Origin of the sequence: Bacillus sp. BML-BC051, assembly GCF_019656175.1 — a bacterium.
GTDB lineage: Bacteria > Bacillota > Bacilli > Bacillales > Bacillaceae_G > Bacillus_A > Bacillus_A mobilis.
Map to the genome: position 1 here is coordinate 1 of NZ_BPLI01000040.1, position 18,731 is coordinate 18,731.

The following is an 18,731-nucleotide window of genomic DNA, read 5'->3' on the forward strand; positions in this document are numbered from 1 at the left end:
GTCTATATTTTTAGTAGCAGTAAACGAATTACAACAATTACAGCAATATTTGATTGCCCTTGGAATAAATGAAAATGCTATATTCAATCCGTTTTTAGCACGAGGACTTACAATGTACACAGGTACCGTGTATGAAATCTTTTTAAAAGATGGATCGATTACATCCAGCATTGGTAGCTGTGGTCGATACGACAATATTATTGGGGAAGAAGAACTTAGTACAGAAACAGCTATGCTGCGGAATATGAAGGAAGGTATTGAGGTGAAGGTTCCCCTTTCTTCTCTGAAAGGTGATACATTAAATAATTATTTTAATACATCTACTACGTTATGATTGTGAATCGTTCAGAAATGTACACTAAAAAACTCCATTTAAAAACAATGGAGTTTTTACTGTTATTTTTTATTGTTTAAATAAAAATGTCTGTTTGTATTTTCTTTCAGCTTCACAATCTTTTTGCCCATTTTTTAATGTTCTTGAAGGACTTTCTTGCCAAGTTATAATAACTTCAAGTTCATCAGACTGAACTGATATAGGAAAATTTGTATGATTAAAAGCAACTTCCTTACTGAGTACATGATCTTTTGTAGAAGTGAAAAGCTCATACTTCGTTTGAGAATCTGGTTCATTCCGAAATACTTCAACAGTTACATGATAAGCGTCCTTCCCGATATCTTTGACTTCGAAGCCATAAGTATCAAAAACATCCTTTTTAGAAGTAACTAAACCAGTTTTCTTATCAGGTTGCTTAATTTCTATTTTCCATCGATCTGACGTTTTAGAAATCGGTAACTGCTTTGGAGAAAAAGCATGAACAGTGAAAGAACTTCCAATTACGAAACAAAATATGCATAAGAAAGAAAAAAGTACTTTGTTCATTATGATAACCTCCATTGTTTTGAGTTTTGAATTACTGTTCCCTTAAAACAATGGATGTATTATGTCTTAAACGAAAATCCCCTTCATACCTTTATAGAATTTCGTATACAAGTTTTGAAACTGCTACAATTAACTCAATAATCTAGTTACATGTTTTTTTACTTACTGTTTGATTCATATAGATAAAGTCCCTCTTTTCATTGGATTGGTTTTTCTATTTTATAGATAAGAAAACAATTAGTTTACATAAAATAATTATATTCTACTAAAAACCACAAGTATTTAATATCCAATCACCTATTAATTTTAGTAATATAGAGATATGAATGATTTTAGGAGGATTTACTTTGAAAACTTACATACAAGCACTAAAGTGGACCACAGGGATCTATCATCTTTTATTGATTCCTTTTTGTTTTTTATTTCTAAGTCGTGTTAACCTTTATGGGATACCTTTACTACTATTGATTGTTTTACATATCACTACTATTTTATTATCTAAAAAAGAAGGCATGAATACGTACCCTCATTATATCGGTATTATCGTTACTCTCGTTGCCTTCTTTCCTTATATAGACATCGTTCTACATTTTATAGCGGCTGTTTTCCTTTTATTAGATGCTGCTTCTACAAATAAAAAAGAAGTTTGTGATTCATATTGAGTTGAATATTAAAAGTACATGTTTTTCAACAAATCACTCTATTTGTCACAACGATAATATATAACGCAATTCTTTCCTATCATTTCATAGAAAGAATTGCGTTTTTCCATTGATAAGAACAAAGATTTATCACTATCACCTTTTAGAGATTTGAAGTATATATTCTAAGCAGCCTTCTCTGTTTTAAATACCCATCGATGAAGTGTCGGTTGATAATACGGTATCATCCACCCTAAAATTTTGCCGATACAATAGGCAGAAATGAGTGTACCGATCCCAATTGAACCTAACGATTGAATGAAAACGATACAGATGATACCAGCTACACAAATGTTTATTACATCACTCAAAATTTTTGCTTTACCGAATTTCAAATTGAATTTTTCACTAATGGCATACGTTAACGCATCATACGGCATTAATGGCAGTTTCGCTGTTGTATAGCCCATTAAACCGACTGCTATAACGAATAAACTAACAATCAAATATACACTTCGCGCAAAGATTGTTTCTGGTAGCGGAAAAAGTTGTACAAGGAACAGCGTTGCATCCATGAAAAATCCGAATAAAAACGAAATAATAAATTGACTTACAAATTCATTGAACTCCATCCGTTTACTTAATACGACTTGAATAATAATGTATAAAATATTTGCAAGCACCATTGTCACACCAACCGATAAACCGATTGTTAATGTACTTGCATATGCTAATGATGATACAGGCGACACACCGAATCCTGCTTGAATCGACATGCTAATGCCAATGGACATAAAAAATAACCCGAGCACATACATGAGGATGCGCCTCAAGGTTCTGTTCCAATGATTCATACTATCTCTCACTCCTAGTTGACGTTATTAATATACAATTAAATATAACGTCAAATACAACATATGAAAAATATATATGTGATAAACTTATCATATGAAAAAACATATAACGGAGAGATACAATGGATTTCAGGCAATTATATTACTTTAAAGAAATTGTGAAACAAGGAAGTATTTCGAAAGCAGCAGAAGTGCTCCATATCGCGCAACCACCACTTAGTCAATTATTAAAAAAGCTCGAAACTGATCTTGGCACAACTTTAATTCATCGATATCGTCAAAAATGGGAGCTTACAGAAACAGGTGAAATACTATACGAGTATGCCACACAAATGCTAATGCAAGTGCAAGATGTAAAGCAGCAAATTCAAGAAATTGAACAAGGTATAGGCGGAACTGTAAATATCGGTGTCTCTTCTACATGTTCGAATATGCTCGTTGACTATGTTAGTACGTTTAGAACACAATACCCTAATGTTAAAATAAATATAGTAACAGGAAATTCAGAAGAATTATTAAAAAAACTAGAGCAAAGAGAAATTGATATCGCCCTACTTTTGCGATTAGGAAATAGTGAACACTATGAGCTAAAATCATTAAAAAAACAACCAATCGCTGTAATTATCCCTGCAAGTTGGGAAACATCATTTCCATCACAACATGTAACGATTGAAAAAATTACGCAGTTTCCATTTATTATGCTCGGAGCAATGGAAGGACTCTCATTCAATGAAAACCTACTCAAAGCGTTTCATACATACAAAGTCCAGCCAAATATCATTATTGAGTGTAAAGATATAAGTATGGTTGTAGCACTTGTTAGTAAAGGACTCGGCTTATCCATTATTCCAAGAATGGATTATACATCACCATTTTTAGCACATACAACTCTTTTAGAATTGGAACAATTTGATTTCCATCTAGAGCCTGTAATAGTAAAATTAAAAAACCAACGAATCTCCACAGCAGCAACTCAATTTTGGGAAATAGTTGATTAGAAGATGTAAACAAATGATTAATACCCACCAATCGAGCAATTACTGTGAGATATAATAAGAAAAGCTATGGACAGAATGAATTTCATTAATATAGCACTAACAAATCAAACTCCTTCTAGCTAAATACTTATTCTATTGAAGAATCAGTTGTTTTTCTAATGTATGAAATTGATTTTTCATGGAAAGATATGTTAGTATGTATACAGTTTGAGCGCTCTATTTTTTAGAGTCGAACAGGAGGAGAATGGATATGTCTGATATTGAAGTTGGCGAAGTGTTTACTCTCAGTGATGAGAATAATGAGGATCAGGAAGTAGAAGTACTCGGAGCGATGGATGTCGAAGGCGCAGAATATATTGCAGTTGCCTTCGTAGAAGACATTCAAACAGAATCTGAGGAAGACATTGATATTTTCTTTTTAAAAGTAGAAGAAGATAATGAGTTTTCATACATTGAAAATGATGAAGAGTTTGATAAAGTATCTGCTGCTTTTGATAAAATTTTGGATGCGCAAGAGCAAGAGTAATACGAATGAAAAACACGAGGGTGGATGCATATCCGCCCTCTTTTTATTCATCCAAAGACTTATGTAGCAATTCCAGTACATCTTTCATCACAAAAGGACCATCTTTTTTCACATGCTCAGCGAATTCAGAAACGAGACGTAATGTTCTTACACTTTCAATTGGATGCTCGCCTGATGCACTTTCAGCAGAAAGCATAACGGCATTCGTTCCGTCCAGTACAGCTTGAAACACATCAGTTACCTCAGCCCTTGTTGGAATAGAATGATCTACCATTGATTGAAGCATTTGTGTCGCTGTAATAACATATGTATTCGTTCGATTACATTCCTGAATCATCATTTTCTGCAAGAGCGGAATAAATTGATACGGCAACTCTACTCCTAAATCCCCCCTTGCAATCATAATTCCATCTGCTTCTTTACATATATCTTGAAAATTCTCGATCGCTTCCATCGTTTCTATTTTTGCAATTACATTAGGGGAAGTTTCTTTGTACTGTTGTATAAAATCTCGTATTTCTTTTATATGACTAGGTTTTCTTACGAAAGAACATGCAATAAAATCAACATCCTCTTCTAACAGAAACTGAATATCTTTTTTATCTTTCTCTGTAATAGCTGGTAAACGAACGATTGCCCCTGGTAAGTTCACCCCTTTATGAGATGAGATGTTACCACCTGTTTTGACCTTTGTTTCTATTTTATCCTCACTTACCGTTTCAACAATTAACTCAACTTCCCCATCATTAATTAAAATTCTACCGCCAATTTTCACATCATTCGCGATTCCTTCATAATCAACGCTTACTTCTTTATTGCTCCCTGTAACTGGTTGCGTATGCAAAATAAAAGAATCGCCCGCCTGAAGTGTAATTTGTTCTCCGTTTATTTCACCTAACCTTATTTTAGGACCTTGTACATCGCCTAAAATTTTAATAGAATCGTCTAACGATTTGACTAAACGAATGATGTCTTTATGACTTTCATGCGTGCCATGTGATAAATTCAAGCGCACTATTTTCATACCATTGTTTATTAACTGCGCTAACGTTTCTTTATTATTACTTGCTGGCCCAATTGTACAAACTCGATCTATTGTCATTTTTATCACCATCCTTTTTCGTTAGGTTTCCCATAAACTTTACTTACACTCTCAACACAAAAAAGCCTACTCACACAAGTAGGCTTTTGAAACTACGAAAGTTTCGTCAATAACTGATTTAAATCTTTTTTCGTTTTCGTCGTTAATGACTTCATTTTATTAATATCTATCTTTTCTTTCTCCGCTCCTACAATTAACGGATACATACTTTGTCCGATTGTTTTATATTCAGCTGGATGAGATGCTTCTAACTCTTTCTCGATTACATCCCACTTTTCATTAATTTGTTTTCCAAGTTTATTTACTGTTTCTAATTTAGGATTTGCAGCTAATTGCTTGTCTAAGCTTTCAATTAGTGCAGCAACTTCTTTAACATTTGTTTTCACAGCTACGCTTTTCTTCGGATCTTTCGTTGTTTTTCCGTTTGAATTTGTACTTGTACTTTGATCTGTCGTTTTTCCGCTAGTCGTTTCGTCATTCGTTTTTCCTGTCGTCTCTTTTTCTTTTGTTTTCACATTCTCATTTTGAGATGATGTTTTACCATTACTTTCTGTTCCTGATGATTCTTTCGTATTTTTTGCATCTTTATCTGTTTTTTCATTTGAAGAAGTATTTGTATCTTTTTCAGTATCTTTCGTTGTTTTTGACGTCTCATCTGCACTTGTCGTTTTTGCTTCTCCTTCATTTTGCGCTGTTACTTGTTCTTTCTTTTCTTTCTCTTTATCTGCTGAAGGACTACAAGCTGCCATAGTAAGCATTGTACCAATTGTTATCGATGCGATAGCGACCTTTTTCATTTTCATATAAATCCCCCTATGTTTACTTTATTTATCCTCCCCTTTACGATTCGATTTCCCCTTAAAAAATCCCTTTTCACATGAATCACCATCTTTCCGACAGTAATCTTCATAATAATACGTACAAAAACTGATAAACCCATTTGAATATTCGAGTTTCTTCTACTTCATTTTTCTTCTCTGTAGTAAAAGAAAAAGAGTATATTGTCAAATGAAGAATTAATATCTTCATATGACGATATACTCTCCTATCAAATTTTTATCTTTCTTGACATTTTATTTAAACAAAAAAATAAAATTTTCTTTTATTTTTTTGTTTCTCAACAATTGTTAACATAATATATTTATGAGTAACCACCGTTCGAATGAATGACTTGCCCCGTAATCCATTTTGCTTCTTCACTTACTAAAAAAGAAATTAAGCGTGCTGCATCTGACGGTTCTCCTACTTTACCTTGTGGGAACTTCCATACTAAATGATGCTTCAGTTCCTCTGTAATCCATCCTGTATTCGTCGGTCCTGGATCAACTGCATTTACTGTAATCCCCTTCTCCATCGCAACTGGTGCTACTGATTTTGTAAATGCTTCAATTGCTCCTTTCGTCGCTACGTATGCTAGTTCATCAGGCATTGGTCCTAATGACTGCCCTGAAGTAAGATTAATAATACTGCCACTCGTTTTCAGTGCATAATGTTTTATAAATAATGAACTTAATAACATAGTAGCGCGGACATTCACTGTATAATGTTTATCTAACTGTTCTACATTTAATTCTTCAATTTTCGTATGAGTAGCATACGCTGCATTATTAATTAAAATAGATGGATCACCTAAACGTTCTGAGACCATATAAAACAAACGATTTGGCGAATACGACTGCGATAAATTAATTTCTGTCATTTCACAACGAACACCTAAACTTTCAATCTCCTCTTTTAACAAAAAGGGCTCTTTGTCATGCATTCCCCACGGCATCGCTTTATCATACTGAGACCAGTACGTGAAAAAAATGTCTATCCCTTCTTGAGCAAGCACCTTGCATACAGCTGCACCAATTCCATTCAGACGAGTTGCCCCTGTTACAATTGCTATTTTCTTCACCTTTTCTCCTCCATCTATGGATAAATCCCCTGCACGAATACAGAGGATCTATCTTTTTATTCAATATTTGCCAATATGCGTTCTGCACCTAATTTTAACATTTTAATTAAAATATAGTTGGTAATGGTAAACAATACAAATAAAACAATAAACATAACCCACAGTCCTACTTGAAGGAAGAAGTATAATAAACTTACTCCCGCTACAATAACTAAAGCTATAAAGATATTAGCTAAAAAATTCCACAATGTTGTATAGCGGCTCTTAAATAATTTCTGTTCTGTATCCCAATGTATATCTGCAGTTTGTGCATCCCAGCGTGTACCGATTAAATTAATTAACAATAACCCGTTCGCACTTAGTAAAAACCACAGTAACATGAATACAGGAGAAATCCCAGCTACAACCGCCATCGTAATACCGAATACTGCTAAAATGATTAAATTAATTAACCAAGCAGTGATCGCTTTTGCAAAAAAGATATCCGAAGCTTTTACTGGTAAATAACGATTCACAAACCATGAACTTCCATCTCGTGAAAATGATGTTGTTGCGATAACGTTACTTCCCATTAAAAATAACGATGCACAAAGACCAACGCCAATTGCAAGACCTGCTGATTTTGGGTTATCAATATACCCTGTGATCCACTTTAAATTTCCATCTTGCACGAATAGAACAAAGAATAACATAATCGGCATAACGAAAGTTTGTACGATACAATTTAAGAAAAATTGCGGTGTACGGAATAACGTTTTAAATTCTTTTTTCACATACGCTTTCAAATGTGAACTTTGTACCGTTGATTTCTGTAAACCTTCAGCTGAAATAACCTCTTTTTTTGCTGTGCTCGTTGAAAGGCCAATAACCCCTTTTAAATATGTACGCTCTGCAATGTAATAAAACAACACAAAGAATACAAATGAAATAAGCGCAAAGATGATTACGTATAACGGACCTTTCCAATTTGCATTTTCTACTAATGCCACTGCTCCGAAATATGTAGTTGGAAAATAATTTGTCATTTGTACTAAAAGTGAAGATTGGTTGTTCGCAAGGTAATTCGTAATTGCATCTTCAGAAAACGAGCTTTTATTTTTCCACTGTAAAAATACATTAATTCCTACAATAAATAGTATACTTACGATTCCAATAAATATATTGCCTCGGTCTTTATTTTTCGCTATATTCGTATACCTCATAATAACTGTCATCAGTAATGAAGCTAATACTAACGGCACAATCGGGAAGAGTAAGTAAATAAAAATCATGTATATGTAATATGTAATAAATGCACCACTTTTTAACCCGTACGTAATAAAGATTGGTAATAAAATAAATGAACTCATTACGTATTGTGTAATTAATACCGTTAAAAATTTTGCCGAAATAATTTGTGCTGGTTTCAATGGTAATGGCAATAACATTTCAATGTCATTACTATAGTAAAATACAGTTAAAATGTTCGTTATACTCATTAAAAATACCCATATACTCGCAATCGCAAGCCCCATTGCAATAATCATTCCTGGGTCTTGCCCTAAATGTTTCATCCCTTCATACATTCCGTGCGTGATAGAACCAAATATTAAAAAGCCGACAAATAAAATGGCTGCAAATGAAAATACATACGCCCATCGCTTCTTCTTATCTGTTATGAAATCTGCATAATTTAATTTCAATAATACTTTCGTTAACGTCCAAATTTTACTCATTGCCCGTCATCTCCAAGAACATTTTTTCAAGTGATTCATTGGATTTAAAATGATCTCTCATTTCATCTAAATTCCCTTTAAACTGAAGATTTCCCTTATTAATAATTGCAACGCGGTCACATATTTTTTCAGCTACTTCTAATACGTGAGTAGAGAAAAATACAATCTTCCCTTTATCCGCATGTTCTCTCATCATTTCTTTTAAAATATATGCAGATTTAGGATCAAGCCCCGTTAACGGTTCGTCTAAAATCCATACATCTGGCTCATGCACGAGCACACCAATAATAACGATTTTTTGTCTCATACCGTGTGAATAACTTTGAATTTGATCCGATAAAGCATTGTAAAGATCAAACTTCTTCGCTAAAGACTCGATTCGTTCTTGTCTTACTTCTTTCGGCACTTCATACATATCTGCCATAAAGTTTAAATATTCAATGCCCTTTAATCGTAAAAACATATCTGGGCTATCTGGAACATAACCAAACGTCTTTTTCGCTTCCATCGGATTTTTCATAATATCTTTACCGTTAATCGTAATCGTTCCTTTGTCCACCCCATGAATACCAGTAATCATCTTAATTGTCGTTGATTTACCCGCACCATTCGGTCCTAAAAATCCAAAGATTTCTCCGCTAGGCACAGATAAACTTAAATCTTTTACTGCATAGGTAGACCCATTATAACTTTTCGACACATTCGTAATTTCAATCATTCCATCCAATCCTTTCCTTAATTACCAAATAACTATATTAATATTATAGCATACTTCTATTTTTAGATTTTTATATTTCTTCAGTTTTTTTAACCTTTAAAATAAATATACACGCCTAATCCAACGATTAAAACGACAGCTAGTAAAATATAGATCATCGTCAGCCGTTTAATATTCCCTTTTGTCGCTTTACTATAATTCGCATCACCATTCCGCCCAATTAACACCGTTGCCACTACAGTAATCACTACAAGTAATACAACGATCATGATCCAAGTTAGCATTCCTTCCTCCCCCTCCTTACAACCATTTTACAATATTATCCTCCTTATTTCGCAGTATATTTCCTCTTTTTACTATTATTATGAAAAGAATTGGAAAACTATTATTATCACACATTTCCATATGTGATATATTTATAACATAACGTGATTTATCCCGATTTAATGGGGATTTCTCGGTTTCTTCGGTTTCCTCGGCTTTTTTTATGAAAAAGGATTGTTTACTATGTTCTGTTTCTTCTCCTTTTTCACGACTTATAGAACGGTTCAACAAGATGAATTATTTGAACAAATCGTCAATAAATCGTGCCGCAACGCATTTATCGTTACATTACTAACTACCGCTATCATTATGTTTATTGAAATGTTATTTCCAAACCCGGCGCTACAAGAGATTGATATCGCTCTTATTTTTAGCACACTCATTCTTACGTTCGGCTTCTCTATGTTCTTTTACGATAAACCTGTTGATGAAATGGAAGATGCGCCATGGCGTTCGTAACGAGAATAAAAGAATACCGTGCAAAATTACATATGACACAAGAAGATTTAGCGAAAACAGTTGGTGTACGCCGTGAAACAATTAGCCATCTCGAAAAAGGAAAATATAATCCTTCCTTGCAACTCGCTTACGATATAGCGAAGGCTCTTCATAGTACAATTGATGAGGTTTTTATTTTCGAGGATTAATTGAAGACAAAAAATCATATAAAAATACCGGCATTCTTTCCATGAAGAATACCGGTACTTCTCATTTATCACCCATACAAAACAGCATGGAATACGCCTAACAGTAAATATTGATCCTCTATATAATCTTCATCATATACATCCATCTCGATATCATACATATCTTCCTCAAGACGAATATTCCAATCTGCAATTACATAGCCGTTTCGTAATAACTTGCCAAGCCCAATTGTAGTTTTGTGAACAACATATTCTTCTCTCTTATATGTAAAGGTAAATAAGAAATTTGCATCTAATAACTTTCCATCACATATAAGTATTTCATGTTCTGCATCATTATGATCGATGTACGTTACTAAAATCCTTCTTTGACGCTGCCTACTTACATCCTTTGCAATGACGCGAATATTGTCCCTACTATCCTTTATTTCATAAATGATATTACTACCGACTTTCGGAATAAAGTCTAGCACTCTCATCAACGTATTTTTATAATAGCCCCGTACTGCGCCTACTTGCTTGCTTTCATTGTAAACCTCTATCGACGTCGTATCCGCTTTACTATCGCACAGTCGTTTGTAAGAAAGCTGTATCACTCGCTCTCCTCTTAAATACTGATCAAACGTAACAGGATATTCTATCGCGCGCAGTTCCTTATTTAGCTCATATAAATAACGCCCGACGCTCTCTACTAATGCTGTCGTGGATATACGCTCTTGAAGTTCAAATTGTTGCCAACTAGAAGAAATTCTCCACTGATCTTCCTCTTCATAGAAGAATCCGAGAATTACTTCCTCACGGTCACTCGTTTCATAATTCATATGTACGTTTTGACCGTATTGTACTTGTTCCATCCACTGTCCTAAATAAATGCCGAGCTCTGCGACCTTCATACATGACTTCTGAAAAAGTACGCTGTCACTCGCGCGAATCGTTAAATCCCCTTCAATAAAGCCCTTTGTATAAGCATCATACTTTGGCTCATCCTCCTGCGGAATAGCCTTGTCTAACTCAAATAAAAACGTTAACATTCTTTACTCACCTCTAGTTATTACACCGATCGTACCTATAAATTGAACGCAACTCAAATTATATCGACGATTCGACAAAGAATATCGACTTATCGACAAATATCAACACAATTAAAATGAAACTACCTTTTCTTCCGCCACTTCCACAATTTCTAAAATTTGTAGCAGGCTCTCCACTTCATAAGTCGGCTTAACATCTGTCTTATTTTCTTTCAAACTTGGATTATACCAACACGTATCAATGCCGTAATCTTCTCCGCCTTTCATATCAGAAGTTAGCGAATCTCCGACCATTAGTACACTTGATTTATCAGTAATCCCAAACTTCTCAAATGCATAATCAAAAATCTCACGTGCTGGTTTTTGATGACCAACCTCTTCTGAAATAATAATATGATCAAAGAAATTACATAAAGGCGAATTTCCAATTCTCGATTGTTGTACCTTCGTATATCCATTCGTAATAATACCTAACTTGCAATCTTGTAGTTTCTCACATAATTGCACTGCACCTTCTATAAGGTGTACTTCTTTCCCTAAGTTTTCAAGGTATACATCACTAAATTGCTGTGCATCTACTTCTATATTATGAATGGCAAATAATTGTCTAAATCGATCTACCGCTAATTCACTTAGCGTAATCATTTTATTTTCTAAATCTCTCCATAATCCATTACTAATCTCTTTATAACTTGCAAGATAATCATCATACCCTGTAGGCATCCCGAACTGTACAAACGCTTTATGCAATGCGTTTCTCTCCGTTTCAGGAAAATCTAATAATGTATCGTCTACGTCGAATAATATAACTTTATATTTCATTATGCTCTCCTCAACTAGTACGTTATTTACAACTTGTATTTTCTCATTAATTGGCTCTTAAGTCGAACTTTTTCCCTTTATAAATAGTAACTGTACAGAGAATTTAAAGTTGCTTTAAGGCATACGAGTTATGTTATTCAAAAATAATTAATTGTGAAAATACTATAAATTTGAGATAATTTGGATAATGACCCGATTTTAAAAAGGTAATACAGGAATAGAAAGGGGCGGAAAGACATAGTAAATTCGTGGGAAAGACCAAAAATACACATCCCAAAAACAAAAAGTGAATGGGCTGGAGATATCATTGGATATTCATTGTTCTTTGGATCAATCATTTTTTTGATCATCATTTGGGGAAGATTGCCCGAGGAAGTGCCCGCACATTATAACGCATATGGAGCTGTAGATCGCTGGGGATCAAAGTGGGAACTTTTGCTTTTGCCAGGAATAGGGCTATTCATACTCCTTTTAATGCAGGCTTTAGAAAAGTTTCCAGAAGTTCATAACTACCCACAAAGACTGAATGAATCAAACGCTAAACAGTTTTATTTAAACAGCAGAAAAATGCTAAATCAATTAAAAAATGTCTGTTTACTTATTTTTGCTTTCATCCAATTTGAAACCATTTCAATAGCTTTAAAATGGAGCGGCGGTTTCGGAAAATTATTTTTACCGATATTGTTAATTGGGACAGTTATTCCAATTGTCATAGGGATAATAAGGCAACGAAAAATTTCATAATAGAAACAGGAGGCTAATCCAATTAGCCTCCCCCTCATTATTTATCCTCTAGCAATAACACTTTCATTTCCTCTAACGACTCTTTCGTAAAGCCAAGTGCTTTTTCAGCATATGCTTCAACTGAACCGTATTGCTTTTTCACTTCATCAATTGCAGCTTGTAAATATTCAGCGCGCGCTTCAAACATTGCACCTAATATCGCTCTGCTTTCGTCGTTTTGTAGTTTTGCACCTAAAAAGGCCATCATTTTTTCATTTAACTTTTCACGGAAACCGTTACTTAGTAAATAATCTTCCATTACTGTTTTTTCCGGTACGCCTAGTAAAAGTAATAATAGTGCTGATCCAAATCCTGTACGATCTTTTCCAGCTGTACAGTGGTTTACTAACGGTAAGTTTTCTGGATTTTGTGCTAAGTTTAAGAAACTTACGAATGCTTCATTACCACTTATGAAATCTTGATTCATTTTCACAAGATACTCGCCTGGTTTCCCTAACATAGAAAGGTCACCAACTTGGAAAAATTCATTAATATTCAAGTCTTTCGCTAAATCTTGCATAACTGGTAAGCACACTTGACGAGCACCTGTAATCTCAGGATTCGGCTTATGCTTCACTTCAAAATCTGTACGGTAGTCACAAATTAACTTTAACCCAGACTTTTTTAAATAGTCGATATCCCACTCTGTTAGTCCTGCTAATTCTTCAGAACGGTACAACTTGCCCCATTTTACTTTACGGCCTTCAGTCGTTTCATAGCCTCCCATATCACGGAAGTTAAACGCGCCTTGTAATGGCAATCTACGCTCAGCTACTGTCACTGCTTGTCCATTACTTCCTACTATTCTAAAATATGGACGCTCATTTTCACTCGGGTTTTCAATTGTACATGATGATTCTCCATTTACCGTTGCAAGTAATTCTCCATTTTCTTCAATATGCTCTGGTGAAGTACTCCAATAAATACGAACTTCTTCTATATTATTTTCCCACTTTATATATAGCGTATTGTCTTCATTTCTTTCTACAGTTGCTTGTAACCAATTTCTTTGCTGCTCCATTCTTTCACCAACGCTTTCTCATATAATCGAATCTTTCTTTATTGTATTATAGAAATATCTATTTTGTCGTTCTCATTTTTCTTTTTATCTTACAAACAGGCAAAAAGTTCTTTTACTTGTTCATAAGTTGTACACGGACTCCCTCGAAATACGTATACGATTTGTTCATTACCGAGGTTTTCATATACAACTGTTCCGCGATTAGGGTGCGAATAAAACTCTAATCCATTTATAATTTGTTTTGGGCCATAATTCATTGTCCAAGAAGAAACAGGATAGTACGCTTTGTTTTTATGCCGACAAACCCAAAGTACATATAGTTCATTATCTTCATCCCAGTATACATATTGTATTTCATCATTTCCGGAACCAACGGATTCAAGTTGCCAACTTACCTTTTCATGAATTGATAATTTAACATAGGAGACGTCTTCGGGAGCATTCCACTCACGACATCTTCCTATCTCACCCATTTCACCTCTCTTCGCTTGAAAGCTTAATAAGTGAAATGGTGTATGTAATATCGTTTTCCCAAACTCCATATTTATCGGTTGTAACTCAAATAGAAATCGTTCCATCTCATCTTGGTTTATATATCCACGATCAACAGAAACTTCAATTTGTGTTTTCCATCTAGATGTAACGTAACTTTCTTTTCCCTTATAATTTACACCTTTCCAATACACAAGCCATTTATATTGAAAACAATCTCCTTTTGCTTGAGAAATACAGGTATCTGGAAATACTGGCTCCATTATATCGAGAAAAAATTCTTTTACCCGAAACATTCCAGATGGAGTAACAACCTGAAACCAAAAAGTTTCCCACTTTTCGCCTTCATAACGTTCTGAAACTCCTTCAATTTTCCAGCCTTCTAACAATATCTTTGGATACAGTACAACGAATGAATGCATGGATTGTTTTAACATAAATAGTCCCCTCCCGCTATACGAGTTCGAGAATATAGACCATTCCCCCTCCTAAAAATTCCTCACATATCGCTCAGTACAACTTAATAACTGACATCCATTCTTTTCAAAAACATCCTTCATCCACTCATTTTGTACATTTGTCTCGCCAATATAATATGATGCGCCTATTTCTTTTAAGACAAACATTGCTCCTGTAAAGAATACCGTTTCATACCCTTTATTTCGCATATTTGGAGCGACTGCGAAATACATGAGTTTTCCTTCTTCTAACGTCCCCTTTTCAATATGCGGGATTACAATTCCTACCGGCTCTTCACCTACACTCGCTGTTAAACAATGCTCTTTCCATTGCTCACCAATTTCTTGCAACATCATATTTACAAATTGATCATAAGTGACTTGTTCTTCCGTCATTTCATTCCAAAGAGAATAAAAAGTATCTTCTCCTACTTCTTCAATAAGCTTAAAATCAATTTCACTTTCTACATCTTCTACTTCATATATATCCTTAAACACAATCATGTTTTCAGTAATATATTCAAATAAATACGTTTCAAAACATTTCTTATACACATCGTAATTTGGGCTTTTTGAAGAAATCTCAAAATGTAAGTTTTCTATTCCCTCTTTTTCAGCCTCAGCAACGCAATATTGCATCATTTCCTTTAATTGCTCTTCTGTAAAAGACTCTGCATTATTTTCTTTTATCATGATAGAAGAAGCATTTCTTCTTATTTTAAAATGTTTTTCTAACTGTTCTATAGTCATCATATACTTCCCTCATCTATGTCATACTCGAATTTCTACTTGTTCTCCTTGCATGAGCAGGATTGTCCTTGAATATATAGAATACTAGAAAACATCGCATCTTTAAAGTGCGGAGGAGGTTCTCCATTGGATATTACAACGTTACAACAACAGTTAGAGCTTATACAACAAAATGACTATACGCAACTGCAACATATAGATATAAATGAGTTAACGCTCAATATGCTTCAGTATGTCGGAACGACTGATAGTTACGTTCGTTACCAACTTATATATAAATGCTTTTCCTATTTCATTCATCATGAATTCCTTATGGATGATCAGCTGAAATTACTTCTGCAAACTTGTTTAAGCGATGAGTATTTATATTGTGATATTCACTCCCCACATACAGATGGGGTTTTCACACGTTCTTACACTGTTTCGTTAATCGCGCTAATACTCCAATTCGCTAACTCGCACTACTTTTTCACAGAGGAAGATATTGAAGAAATAAAAAACAAACTCATTTCATATACAAACTTAGAAACGGATTTTCGAGGCTATATTGAAAATAAAGGATGGGCTCATTGTCTTGCCCACGTATCAGATGCCTTTACTGAAATTGTTCACAATTCCTATACGACCTTTGAATGGTATGAAGAATTAATTCATTGCTTATTAAATAAAATTTTTATCCCATCTGATCTTTTTCACAATAACGAAGACGAACGCATTATTACGCCGTTACTAGCAATGCTGTATCATGACTTTCCACAAGACGAGTTAGTCTCTATTATTCATAAAAAAATAAAAAGGCTTCCTCAAATTAGAAAACGCCTTTCGCTTAATGAGTATTGTATTTTATGTGCCAACATTAAAACCTTTTTACGCACATTATTTTTCAGAACAAAAGATGATCATAACTTAGCCTATACAGCACGTAAAACAGAAAGAATGTTAAAAGAACTTCCTAACTATTATTAAAATATAAGGAGAACAACTATGGGATATATTGAAGACATGAGAAATCTAGTAGGTAATCAACCACTTATTTTAATCGGTTCACACGCCATTATATTAAATGAGAAAAATGAAATATTACTGCAGCTCCGTACAGATTTTAACCGCTGGGGTATTATTGGTGGTGCCTTAGAATATAACGAAACGTTAGAAGAGACTTTAAAGCGAGAAGTATATGAAGAAACGGGACTTATCATTAAAAATCCAGAACTATTCCGTACATACTCAGGACCTGATTTCTTTCAAATCTACCCAAACGGCGATCAAGTACACGGTGTACTCGTTGTTTATATTTGCCGCGAATTCAATGGTGAACTTGTATGCGACCAAACGGAATCGAAAGAACTACGCTTCTTTCCGCTTGATGAGTTACCTAGTAATCTTCCTCCTGTTATTGAGAGAATTATTAAGGAGTTTCAGCACTCCAATTAAAAAACATTACATATTTTTATAGAAATAAAACAAGCTCATTTCCCGTCATGATAACGCGAAATGAGCTTGTTTATGTTAGATTGTTATCTCAATCTGATTTCCTTCAGGGTCGCTTACTACACTTTCATAGTAACCATCCCCTGTAGTACGTGGGCCGTTTAATACAGGGTATCCTGCTTCTCTTAATATATTAGTTAATTCATTCACCTTTTCTTTACTACCTACAGAAAAGGCAATATGCGCATATCCTATTGTTTGTGTTTGTGTATTATCGTCTATCCCTACCTGCCTCATAAGTTCTAGACGTGCTCCACCTTCAAAAGTTATAAAATAAGATTCAAACTGCTTTTTCGGATTGTGATATAAGCTATTTTCTTCACCACCGAAGTACTGTTTATAGAAATCACGCATACCTTCTAAATCATTTACCCAAATTGCTACATGTTCAATTTTCATAATCGACACCTTTTCTTTTACAGTATTCAACCAACAATTTGATATTTAATTTTCTTTGCTTGTTCTTGTAATCATAAGATCAAGTCCAAGACTTTTTAATCCATATAAATAATCTTCTTTCCAATCGCTCACTGTTATTTTCGGAATATGTTCCGCCGGAATGTACTGCGGACAAGTTTTTACAATTTGATCTATTACAAATTGATTTACTTCATCATCACAGAAAATAAACGCATGTGGATTTATAATAGCTATGAATGTAGAAATTAAACGGGTAATAGCATCTATATTATATTCCTCTGGATTATTCGAATCTTCACTTCTCAAAGCTTGTAAGAAATTTTTATTATCGTACTGCGGAACGAAAGATATCTCTCCTGAGAAAAAGGTACTTCCTCTTACTACATCTCCATTTATCATAATCCCTGCCCCTGGGCCATTTTGACCTGAATACAAATACACAAGAGATGAATTGTCGTTATTTCCAGTGCTTTTATAATAGCCAAGCACGGCGGCATTCATATCGTTTTCTATTACTACAGGTATTGAAAACAGATCCTCTAAGTGGCTTTTCAAATGGAAATTTTGGAACTTTTCATAACCAGGAATATAGAAAATACGCCCATTATCGACCGCACCAGGCACACCAATTGATATAGAGCTTATTTTCGGAAATGAAGCTATAAGACCTTCTATATGTTCTGCTAATACATGTAAGCCCGTATCCATTAATACACTTGAAGTACTTCCTTGTTCTTTTACTTCCCCTAAACAGTTAAAAATGGTATAGTTTGTTTCATTTTTCTCTAAAAATATCGCTAATCCTAACATATATTCCGGATTATACGCATATCGTTTCGCTCTTCTTCCGCCACTTGAATCATCTAAACCAACTAAAGTGACTTCACCATCTTGTTTCATATTTTCTATAAATTTACTAATCGTTGGAAAACTAATTTCTAATGTATTACTAAGCTCAACTTTCGTCGCACTACCTTGTTCTAGAAGAGCTGTACGAATGCCGCGAAGGATCGTCTCTTTAATCGATTTTTGAGTAACAAATTGTTCACTCAAATCGCTCACCACCTTAATCAACATACTTATTAAACACTTTTAATAAGTTACGTTGACAATATATCATACATCATTTTCTAAAGCAATGAACACTCCCCCACTTAG

At 34.2% G+C, this 18,731-nt stretch carries 23 protein-coding genes and 1 pseudogene; 9 read left to right on the forward strand and 15 right to left on the reverse strand.

The features are described from left to right. Positions 1–334 (forward strand): ATP phosphoribosyltransferase regulatory subunit (locus tag K5S59_RS16840; protein ID WP_212982332.1); only part of this gene is annotated, 334 nt, incomplete at its 5' end. Between the two features lie 69 nt (positions 335–403). Here the strand turns inward: K5S59_RS16840 and K5S59_RS16845 are convergent. After that, positions 404–880, reverse strand: coding sequence for a hypothetical protein (locus tag K5S59_RS16845; protein WP_120450554.1), 477 nt, complete (start codon positions 878–880; stop codon positions 404–406). 347 nt (positions 881–1,227) lie between these two features. On the opposite strand from K5S59_RS16845, the gene K5S59_RS16850 reads away from it, so the two are divergent. Next, positions 1,228–1,542: a hypothetical protein gene (locus K5S59_RS16850; protein ID WP_120450556.1), complete on the forward strand. Its 315-nt coding sequence runs from the start codon at positions 1,228–1,230 to the stop codon at positions 1,540–1,542. Between the two features lie 164 nt (positions 1,543–1,706). On the opposite strand, the gene K5S59_RS16855 is transcribed toward K5S59_RS16850, so the two are convergent. After that, positions 1,707–2,375, reverse strand: a complete 669-nt coding sequence (locus K5S59_RS16855) for a YczE/YyaS/YitT family protein (RefSeq protein ID WP_120450558.1) — start codon at positions 2,373–2,375, stop codon at positions 1,707–1,709. 122 nt (positions 2,376–2,497) lie between these two features. Here K5S59_RS16855 and K5S59_RS16860 point away from each other — a divergent pair, with 122 nt between their 5' ends. Then, a complete protein-coding gene (locus tag K5S59_RS16860) occupies positions 2,498–3,373 on the forward strand; it encodes a LysR family transcriptional regulator (protein WP_120450560.1) in 876 nt (291 codons plus the stop codon). Positions 3,374–3,617: 244 nt separating this feature from the next. After that, positions 3,618–3,899: a DUF1292 domain-containing protein gene (locus K5S59_RS16865; protein WP_120450562.1), complete on the forward strand. Its 282-nt coding sequence runs from the start codon at positions 3,618–3,620 to the stop codon at positions 3,897–3,899. 43 nt (positions 3,900–3,942) lie between these two features. Here the strand turns inward: K5S59_RS16865 and K5S59_RS16870 are convergent, their stop codons facing one another. The 6 genes from K5S59_RS16870 to K5S59_RS16895 all read right to left on the reverse strand — a co-directional run bounded on the left by K5S59_RS16870 (position 3,943) and on the right by K5S59_RS16895 (position 9,618). Further along, positions 3,943–5,013, reverse strand: coding sequence for a pyruvate kinase (locus tag K5S59_RS16870; RefSeq protein ID WP_120450563.1), 1,071 nt, complete (start codon positions 5,011–5,013; stop codon positions 3,943–3,945). Between the two features lie 80 nt (positions 5,014–5,093). Then, positions 5,094–5,804 carry a hypothetical protein gene (locus K5S59_RS16875; RefSeq protein WP_000782531.1) on the reverse strand — a complete coding sequence of 237 codons (711 nt, stop codon included), beginning with the start codon at positions 5,802–5,804 and terminating at the stop codon, positions 5,094–5,096. 338 nt (positions 5,805–6,142) lie between these two features. Next, a complete protein-coding gene (locus K5S59_RS16880; protein WP_000716963.1) occupies positions 6,143–6,901 on the reverse strand; it encodes an SDR family oxidoreductase in 759 nt (252 codons plus the stop codon). 56 nt (positions 6,902–6,957) lie between these two features. After that, positions 6,958–8,616: a putative ABC transporter permease subunit gene (locus tag K5S59_RS16885; RefSeq protein WP_120450565.1), complete on the reverse strand. Its 1,659-nt coding sequence runs from the start codon at positions 8,614–8,616 to the stop codon at positions 6,958–6,960. Continuing rightward, on the reverse strand, positions 8,609–9,334 hold the full coding sequence (locus K5S59_RS16890; RefSeq protein WP_000570199.1) for an ABC transporter ATP-binding protein: 726 nt from the start codon (positions 9,332–9,334) through the stop codon (positions 8,609–8,611). The genes K5S59_RS16885 and K5S59_RS16890 overlap by 8 nt, the downstream gene beginning before the upstream one ends. An 89-nt stretch (positions 9,335–9,423) precedes the next feature. Then, on the reverse strand, positions 9,424–9,618 hold the full coding sequence (locus K5S59_RS16895) for a hypothetical protein (protein WP_000958866.1): 195 nt from the start codon (positions 9,616–9,618) through the stop codon (positions 9,424–9,426). A 166-nt stretch (positions 9,619–9,784) separates the two neighbouring features. On the opposite strand from K5S59_RS16895, the pseudogene K5S59_RS16900 reads away from it, so the two are divergent. Together K5S59_RS16900 and K5S59_RS16905 are read left to right on the forward strand one after the other, a co-directional pair. Continuing rightward, positions 9,785–10,117, forward strand: a pseudogene (locus K5S59_RS16900) (DUF3796 domain-containing protein); the annotation flags it as partial. Next, entirely contained in the window at positions 10,105–10,305 is a 201-nt protein-coding gene (locus K5S59_RS16905; protein ID WP_000896319.1) for a helix-turn-helix transcriptional regulator, read from the forward strand. The pseudogene K5S59_RS16900 and the gene K5S59_RS16905, both read left to right, overlap by 13 nt. A gap of 68 nt (positions 10,306–10,373) precedes the next feature. On the opposite strand, the gene K5S59_RS16910 is transcribed toward K5S59_RS16905, so the two are convergent. Beyond that, positions 10,374–11,336 carry a tubby C-terminal domain-like protein gene (locus K5S59_RS16910; protein ID WP_098259347.1) on the reverse strand — a complete coding sequence of 321 codons (963 nt, stop codon included), beginning with the start codon at positions 11,334–11,336 and terminating at the stop codon, positions 10,374–10,376. Positions 11,337–11,447: 111 nt separating this feature from the next. Then, positions 11,448–12,158, reverse strand: coding sequence for a YjjG family noncanonical pyrimidine nucleotidase (locus tag K5S59_RS16915; protein WP_120450567.1), 711 nt, complete (start codon positions 12,156–12,158; stop codon positions 11,448–11,450). Between the two features lie 318 nt (positions 12,159–12,476). On the opposite strand from K5S59_RS16915, the gene K5S59_RS16920 reads away from it, so the two are divergent. After that, positions 12,477–12,902 (forward strand): DUF1648 domain-containing protein, encoded by a 426-nt coding sequence (locus K5S59_RS16920; protein WP_097843075.1) that lies wholly within the window; start codon positions 12,477–12,479, stop codon positions 12,900–12,902. A gap of 37 nt (positions 12,903–12,939) precedes the next feature. On the opposite strand, the gene K5S59_RS16925 is transcribed toward K5S59_RS16920, so the two are convergent. From K5S59_RS16925 to K5S59_RS16935, 3 genes are all read right to left on the reverse strand, one after another. Further along, positions 12,940–13,962, reverse strand: a complete 1,023-nt coding sequence (locus K5S59_RS16925; RefSeq protein ID WP_120450569.1) for a tyrosine-protein phosphatase — start codon at positions 13,960–13,962, stop codon at positions 12,940–12,942. Between the two features lie 89 nt (positions 13,963–14,051). Next, the gene (locus K5S59_RS16930; protein ID WP_120450571.1) at positions 14,052–14,891 is read right to left on the reverse strand and encodes a hypothetical protein; all 840 of its coding nucleotides are present in this window, start codon (positions 14,889–14,891) and stop codon (positions 14,052–14,054) included. Between the two features lie 51 nt (positions 14,892–14,942). Further along, positions 14,943–15,665: a GNAT family N-acetyltransferase gene (locus K5S59_RS16935; RefSeq protein WP_000988269.1), complete on the reverse strand. Its 723-nt coding sequence runs from the start codon at positions 15,663–15,665 to the stop codon at positions 14,943–14,945. A 123-nt stretch (positions 15,666–15,788) separates the two neighbouring features. Here K5S59_RS16935 and K5S59_RS16940 point away from each other — a divergent pair, with 123 nt between their 5' ends. After that, positions 15,789–16,628, forward strand: coding sequence for a DUF2785 domain-containing protein (locus K5S59_RS16940; protein WP_120450573.1), 840 nt, complete (start codon positions 15,789–15,791; stop codon positions 16,626–16,628). 18 nt (positions 16,629–16,646) lie between these two features. Next, entirely contained in the window at positions 16,647–17,096 is a 450-nt protein-coding gene (locus K5S59_RS16945) for an NUDIX hydrolase (protein WP_000540482.1), read from the forward strand. Between the two features lie 75 nt (positions 17,097–17,171). Here K5S59_RS16945 and K5S59_RS16950 read toward each other — a convergent pair whose 3' ends face one another. Both K5S59_RS16950 and K5S59_RS16955 read right to left on the reverse strand, forming a co-directional pair. After that, on the reverse strand, positions 17,172–17,552 hold the full coding sequence (locus K5S59_RS16950; protein ID WP_048546487.1) for a VOC family protein: 381 nt from the start codon (positions 17,550–17,552) through the stop codon (positions 17,172–17,174). Positions 17,553–17,597: 45 nt separating this feature from the next. Further along, positions 17,598–18,626 carry an ROK family transcriptional regulator gene (locus tag K5S59_RS16955; RefSeq protein WP_000003035.1) on the reverse strand — a complete coding sequence of 343 codons (1,029 nt, stop codon included), beginning with the start codon at positions 18,624–18,626 and terminating at the stop codon, positions 17,598–17,600. Between the last annotated feature and the right edge of the window lie 105 nt (positions 18,627–18,731).

Bases quoted from the DNA above. Each gene is read 5' to 3' on its own strand.
- K5S59_RS16845 (WP_120450554.1), bottom strand. From the start codon at position 880: ATGAACAAAGTACTTTTTTCTTTCTTATGCATATTTTGTTTCGTAATT.
- K5S59_RS16855 (WP_120450558.1), bottom strand. From the start codon at position 2,375: ATGAATCATTGGAACAGAACCTTGAGGCGCATCCTCATGTATGTGCTC.
- K5S59_RS16860 (WP_120450560.1), top strand. From the start codon at position 2,498: ATGGATTTCAGGCAATTATATTACTTTAAAGAAATTGTGAAACAAGGA.
- K5S59_RS16865 (WP_120450562.1), top strand. From the start codon at position 3,618: ATGGATATGTCTGATATTGAAGTTGGCGAAGTGTTTACTCTCAGTGAT.
- K5S59_RS16870 (WP_120450563.1), bottom strand. From the start codon at position 5,013: ATGGTGATAAAAATGACAATAGATCGAGTTTGTACAATTGGGCCAGCA.
- K5S59_RS16875 (WP_000782531.1), bottom strand. From the start codon at position 5,804: ATGAAAATGAAAAAGGTCGCTATCGCATCGATAACAATTGGTACAATG.
- K5S59_RS16885 (WP_120450565.1), bottom strand. From the start codon at position 8,616: ATGAGTAAAATTTGGACGTTAACGAAAGTATTATTGAAATTAAATTAT.
- K5S59_RS16890 (WP_000570199.1), bottom strand. From the start codon at position 9,334: ATGATTGAAATTACGAATGTGTCGAAAAGTTATAATGGGTCTACCTAT.
- K5S59_RS16895 (WP_000958866.1), bottom strand. From the start codon at position 9,618: ATGCTAACTTGGATCATGATCGTTGTATTACTTGTAGTGATTACTGTA.
- K5S59_RS16905 (WP_000896319.1), top strand. From the start codon at position 10,105: ATGGCGTTCGTAACGAGAATAAAAGAATACCGTGCAAAATTACATATG.
- K5S59_RS16910 (WP_098259347.1), bottom strand. From the start codon at position 11,336: ATGTTAACGTTTTTATTTGAGTTAGACAAGGCTATTCCGCAGGAGGAT.
- K5S59_RS16915 (WP_120450567.1), bottom strand. From the start codon at position 12,158: ATGAAATATAAAGTTATATTATTCGACGTAGACGATACATTATTAGAT.
- K5S59_RS16925 (WP_120450569.1), bottom strand. From the start codon at position 13,962: ATGGAGCAGCAAAGAAATTGGTTACAAGCAACTGTAGAAAGAAATGAA.
- K5S59_RS16930 (WP_120450571.1), bottom strand. From the start codon at position 14,891: ATGTTAAAACAATCCATGCATTCATTCGTTGTACTGTATCCAAAGATA.
- K5S59_RS16935 (WP_000988269.1), bottom strand. From the start codon at position 15,665: ATGATGACTATAGAACAGTTAGAAAAACATTTTAAAATAAGAAGAAAT.
- K5S59_RS16945 (WP_000540482.1), top strand. From the start codon at position 16,647: ATGGGATATATTGAAGACATGAGAAATCTAGTAGGTAATCAACCACTT.
- K5S59_RS16950 (WP_048546487.1), bottom strand. From the start codon at position 17,552: ATGAAAATTGAACATGTAGCAATTTGGGTAAATGATTTAGAAGGTATG.